The sequence below is a fragment of the Chryseobacterium polytrichastri genome (assembly GCF_900142445.1).
Lineage (GTDB): Bacteria > Bacteroidota > Bacteroidia > Flavobacteriales > Weeksellaceae > Chryseobacterium > Chryseobacterium polytrichastri.
The window spans coordinates 1-5,591 of the sequence record NZ_FRAV01000073.1; the positions used below are offsets into that span (position 1 = coordinate 1).

The window sequence follows — 5,591 nt, forward strand, 5'->3', positions numbered from 1 at the left end:
GTAATGTGGAAACTGAGTATTATTTCGATGAAAAATTATATAAAAGAAGATTTAAAATAGAGAAAGCAAATGCTTGGTTAGATAGTTTCAAAGCACTATTGGTGAGATTTGAAACATTAAATATCACTTGGATAAATCTACATTATTTAGCTTTATCTATTTTGTTCCTTAGAAAAATAAAAGTTCAAACAGCTTTTATAAAAAAATTTCAATGATATCATTGAAATTAAATACCTACATAAAAAAGAATAGTATTATGGTATATTGAATAAAGAGGATATTTCATTATTAGATATATCAGAGTTGAATTCTATAATATTTGAAAAGAAAAATATTAGATTATGTAACCCTCCCTTTTTTCGAACCGTTTTAGGGGGCGAGAATTCAAATTTATATATTATTTCTTATCCCTCAGCATACAGTCGCCGCCGCAGGAGTTGACTGCATGCTGAGGCTCCATTTTGCGCTATATTCCAGCGGTGTTTTGCCCTCCAATGCTTCGTGTGGTCTCTTTGAATTATAATCGTTTACCCATTCCTCCGCTATTAGTTGTACCTGCGTTATATCATCAAATAAATATGCATCCAGAACACTTTCCCTGAAGCTGCGATTAAAACGTTCTATGTATCCATTTTGCATTGGCCTCCTAGGCTGTGTATATCGAATTTCAATATGATTATTCTTGCACCAGGTACTGAATTCATTACTGATAAATTCAGGTCCATTATCAACTCTGATACATTTTGGCTTTCCTTGCTCGCAAATGACCTGTTCCAATATCCTGGTCACTCTTACCGCCGGCATCGAATGGGCTGCCTCAATGGCAATCGCTTCCCGGTTAAAATCATCTATGACATTCAATGTCCTGAACTTTCTTTGATTGGTCAGCACATCATTCATAAAGTCTATAGACCACATTTCTCCAGGATTATCTGGTCGTAACGGCGGAGTTTTTACCCGCGCTGGTAAACGTTTGCGTATTTTCCTGCGTTGATTTAACCCCAGCAATAGATATAAACACGTCTGACTCTTTTATAATTCCATTTATAGCCTTATGTACGGATTCTTCCATAATATAAATCCTGTCCTTCAGTAGGATAAGCCAAAGCTAGTTCTTGAAGCTTGGCAATGGTTTCTGAATCATCCTTTAGCTTTTGATAAATACATGGATTCGGCAGCGAAGCTACCCGACAAGCCCTACTCATACTGATCTGGTGATGCTCCACCACATAAGCAACCATGTTTTTACGCTGGCAGGGTTTTAGAACTTTTTTGAAAGTACATCTTTAAGTATCTTGTTATCCAGAGCCAGTTCAGCATACATGTGCTTAAGTCTGCCATTTTCTTCTTCCAGTTCTTTCAAACGCAGGAGCTCCTGATTCTCCATCCCGGCGTATTTTTTCTTCCAATTATAAAATGTGGCTAGTTGTACACCTAGTTCACGGCAAATATCTGCCACCTTTTTACCTGACTCTTGTGCCTTGATGGCGGCTACAATCTGGCTTTCACTGATTACTGACTTTTTCATCTTACTGTTTTAAAGTTACGAATTTTCGTCTTTTATACAGTCCGAAATTTTGGGAGGGTTACAATTATAACCAGCGATATAAGGCTTGTGATAAAGATACTTCATGTATAAGCTAGAGTGTCAAAATAAAAATAATTTAACTAATTAGCAGGTTGCAATTCATTTCAAACTCATTAGAAATAAAATGAATAATAAAATTGTTACTTTTTTTTAAAAACCTTTTGATGAGTACTCATCAAAAGGTTTTTAAAAGCACCTGAATTTTTGAGCATTCACTATTTTGTTTCTTTGAAAGATAAAATATATTAAATATATTAAAAATAAAATTTTAAAATCATTTTTTTTAATATATTTGATACTTGTAAACACATATACATAACATTATGAAAAAATTTATGATTATTGCTCTTTTTCCTTATGGTCTGATAATTTTTGGGCAAGTAGGAATAGGAACATCTACTCCTAATAGTTCAGCTATATTAGATGTCAATGTTGATAATTTAGCTGTAAATGCAAAAAAAGGATTATTAATACCAAAAGTTGCCTTGAATAGTGCAATAGATGTTAGTACAATTCCTAGTCCAGCGAACGGATTATTGATTTTCAATACTACTTTATCAGGAGTAGTTCCCAATCAGGTTTTAGCTAACAGTTACTATAAGTATAACACTACAAAAAGTAGGTGGGAACTAATGGTAGACGAAAATTCTTTAGCTGCATTAAGTATACCAAGTATTGCTAGTATAATAGGTTTTAAAACAACAGGTAATGATACTACATATCTAAGTGCTGATTTAGGTTCAAGTATTCGACAAGTACTTTATGATGACATAAGAGTTCAGTCGACTATAGCTACTTATGATACAACAACCAGTGAGTTTATAGCTAATAAGGCAGGTTACTATGATTTTCAAGTTAACTTAGTAGCCAGAGGTCCATATAATGGAACTTTGAGATTTGGGGTGTCAAGGCCTTATACTGGTCCTAAACCTACTTCACTCAGTAATGCAAATGTTGCTTTTTTATCAATGCAAACGTATAATATTGATGGTGGAACGCCGTTACCAATGCATGTTAGTGGTATTATTTTTATGAATGCAGGAGATAAAGTTATATTTTTGACAAGATTTGTAGATCCAACAGTAAATACATTAAATGTTGAGGCCATCAATTATAGTAGGACGTATTTAAATTCGGTTGATGTAACCTATTTTTCTAATTAAGAATAATAGTATAAAATATATTATCTTTTAAATATTCACTTTTACTTGTAAACTCTCATTTTTGAGAGTTTATTCTCGTTATTTCCGGAGCTACAGCTACATACCTATAAATTTATGGCTGAACACTTGTCGCTTTGTATCTTTGTATCATTTATAACATAAGTATTCATTTTCCCTCCTTTTTGAAGCATACCCATAGCAGGAGTCTTGTTTTTAAAATTTCTTCCCTGATCCTTTTTTACTTCCTTATTTTTACCGCCTATAAAAGTTTCATCACATTCTACAATACCACTAAGTTCGTTGCTGTTCTCAATACTAATACAAACACGTATTCTTTGTAATAGAAACCACACTGTTTTTTGAGTTACATCATTCCTTAGCAAGCTGTAAAGAGCTAATTCCCTTTTTATGGATCAATTCCAAAAGTTGGGGACTACGCAAAAAGTTTAGATAGTCTAAATAGAAAAAAGATTTATCTCGTACTCCTCTAAGTTGTAATCTAGAGTTTTTTATTTTTGCATTGAAAGATTCAACTGAAGCATTCGTACTATGAGCATTAAAATAATTGAGAATATCATTATAGTCTAATATGATTGTTCTCGTTAAGGTATTGAAGAATTTAAATCCAGATTCTTCCACTTCTTTAAACCAATGTGCTAACTTTAACATAGCAACTGGTTTTTCAATGTCTTGAGGTAAACTTCCCTGTTTTTCAGACCAATTAAAATTATTAAATTTAACCCGTTGTGCATTTTAAATTATATTTGATTTTAAACTGTTTATATTTCTGTTGAAATAGTTTTTATTAATGAACTGAACTGTTATCAAAGCTGTAATTTTTGCTAACACTCTGGTTTTGAACCCTTCAAAAGTTTTAGCGTAATTTCGTCTAATCATAAATTGGTCGCATAGTTGTGAAAATAAGGTTTCAATCCTTTTCCTATGCTTTTTGAATAAATAAAATTGGGGTTTGTAGTTTTTTTTGATTGATTCTTTTTTTTTGGGGGGGGCTAAAGTAATATTCGCATAATTAAACAAATCAATCTGTATCTCTGATGAGAGATAACCTTTATCACCAAGCAAAACACAATCAGATAACTGCTCTTTAATATCTTTTAAAAAATGAATGTCATGAATTGATGCAAGACTTAAATCTATGCTTTGAAAAATACCGTTCAAAGAGCAAACCACATGTAGTTCGTAACCGTAAAAAGACATTTGCTGTGATGCACAAAAACCTCTGTTGGAATAGCAATATTGCTCTTCCTTACATATTTTAGAACCCATACTTCTGGAGATTTTACAAATTTCCAAAGACATACTATCGACGATAAAGTAATCTTCAAACTCATTAAAACTTTGTGACATTTTTAAACGTATCTCATTAATCTGAATAGATAATTTTCGCTTTCTTCGATTGTAAACACTGCGCTCTATTTTATTGCTCAAAAAAATGGGAAGCTGGCGGAATAAATTATTCTCACTATCAATTCCCATATATTCAGCTGTCAAGGCGAGGCTTATAACCTCCAAATCTTTCATTCGGGGAACACGTCTTTGGTAAGATAAAAGTGTTTCATTGGAAAGTTTCTCAAAACTTCCAAAATTCTTTCGTAATTTCCACTTAAGTTGTTCATTGTAAATATTTTGTGGTAAAAACAATTTACTGATTTCCAGTCGAATGAACAGCTTTTTGCTATTCAATCATAATACACAACGGGTTAATTACTTTTATTGAGTTCTTATTTTTTGGTATTGAGAAATTTAAAATAAAAAAATAATCTGAGTGTTTATAAATATTTATTGCGGTTTCTAACACAAGACTTTCCGTATCTTTTATTTTTGTATATCTAATAGCATTCAACTACTTGGTTATATTTCGGTTGACATATGTTTTGTAAGTAGGGTGATCTGCAATATATTGTTCCGTCATCAGAGGAGAGGTAATAATGAAGTCAGCAGTAGCAGTATCACACGCCATAGGAATGTTCCAGACAACACAAAGCCTGAGAAGGGCTTTTACATCACTATCATGCGGTTGGGTTTCCATGGGGTCCCAAAAGAAAATAATAATATCTATTTTTCCTTGAGAGAGCATAGCTCCCAACTGTTGATCTCCCCCAAGGGGGCCGCTCATTACTTTCTTTATTTTGGTCTGAAGTTGTTCTTCAATTAGTTTTCCGGTTGTTTCTGTTGCAATAAGTCGGTGATAAATAAGCCTATCCCTGTTAAGGCATGTCCATTTAATCAGCTCATTCTTTTTGTTATCATGGGCAAGAAGGGCAATAGATTTTTTAATTCCAAGAATTTTTTGTCTTTTCATTGTGTTAAGTTTATATCAAATTTAGAAATTTAATACCTTATCAAGTCACTTTTTATTGAATAATATTCGGTGAAGTTCTTTGGATATACTAATGGAATCCTCTGAAAACATGGTCAAATTATCAGCTATAAAATATTTCTATAAAATTTATAAGAACATTTAAATTATTTCTATACTTATAGAATTATTCGAAAAAACTATAGTCAAACTTATTTTTTTTAATAAATGATAAACAAATTAATTTTTTCCCCTTTATAATTTACAGATAATTCAATGGAAAACCTATATGCTAATAGATTAAAACAACGAATGAAATATTGAAAGAAAGATACTTTGTCTTTTCTCACCTTTCCATTCCATGCCTTTAAAAGACGCAATCAATCACAAGACATTAATTAATTTTAACAACTTTGTAACCTATATATTAAATATTTTTTACTCAAAAACTTAAATATTATAAAAAAACAATTATTTTCTTAGTGGCTACATCATTAAGCTGTTCTGCTTTCGCTCAAGT

General features: G+C 31.9%; 7 protein-coding genes and 2 pseudogenes. 2 read left to right on the forward strand and 7 right to left on the reverse strand.

Annotation, left to right across the window (positions count from 1 at the left end; genetic code table 11):
* Positions 1-215, forward strand: a pseudogene (locus tag BUB80_RS23930) (hypothetical protein); the annotation flags it as partial.
* Positions 216-411: 196 nt separating this feature from the next.
* On the opposite strand, the gene BUB80_RS23935 reads toward BUB80_RS23930, so the two are convergent.
* The 3 genes from BUB80_RS23935 to BUB80_RS23945 form a co-directional block, all read right to left on the reverse strand.
* On the reverse strand, positions 412-918 hold the full coding sequence (locus tag BUB80_RS23935; RefSeq protein ID WP_228433945.1) for an integrase core domain-containing protein: 507 nt from the start codon (positions 916-918) through the stop codon (positions 412-414).
* Positions 919-1,052: 134 nt separating this feature from the next.
* On the reverse strand, positions 1,053-1,241 hold the full coding sequence (locus BUB80_RS23940; protein WP_083547380.1) for a hypothetical protein: 189 nt from the start codon (positions 1,239-1,241) through the stop codon (positions 1,053-1,055).
* 20 nt (positions 1,242-1,261) lie between these two features.
* Positions 1,262-1,528, reverse strand: a complete 267-nt coding sequence (locus BUB80_RS23945) for a transposase (RefSeq protein WP_073298009.1) — start codon at positions 1,526-1,528, stop codon at positions 1,262-1,264.
* A gap of 383 nt (positions 1,529-1,911) precedes the next feature.
* Here BUB80_RS23945 and BUB80_RS22815 point away from each other — a divergent pair, with 383 nt between their 5' ends.
* Positions 1,912-2,751 (forward strand): hypothetical protein, encoded by an 840-nt coding sequence (locus tag BUB80_RS22815; protein WP_073298011.1) that lies wholly within the window; start codon positions 1,912-1,914, stop codon positions 2,749-2,751.
* A gap of 104 nt (positions 2,752-2,855) precedes the next feature.
* Here the strand turns inward: BUB80_RS22815 and BUB80_RS22820 are convergent, their stop codons facing one another.
* From BUB80_RS22820 to BUB80_RS22835, 4 genes and pseudogenes are all read right to left on the reverse strand, one after another.
* On the reverse strand, positions 2,856-3,104 hold the full coding sequence (locus tag BUB80_RS22820) for a transposase (protein ID WP_175549648.1): 249 nt from the start codon (positions 3,102-3,104) through the stop codon (positions 2,856-2,858).
* Positions 3,105-3,120: 16 nt separating this feature from the next.
* Positions 3,121-3,420, reverse strand: coding sequence for a transposase (locus tag BUB80_RS22825; RefSeq protein ID WP_073298015.1), 300 nt, complete (start codon positions 3,418-3,420; stop codon positions 3,121-3,123).
* Positions 3,421-3,504: 84 nt separating this feature from the next.
* Positions 3,505-4,388: pseudogene (locus BUB80_RS22830) on the reverse strand (IS982 family transposase).
* A 227-nt stretch (positions 4,389-4,615) separates the two neighbouring features.
* Positions 4,616-5,074, reverse strand: coding sequence for a methylglyoxal synthase (locus BUB80_RS22835; RefSeq protein WP_073298016.1), 459 nt, complete (start codon positions 5,072-5,074; stop codon positions 4,616-4,618).
* Between the last annotated feature and the right edge of the window lie 517 nt (positions 5,075-5,591).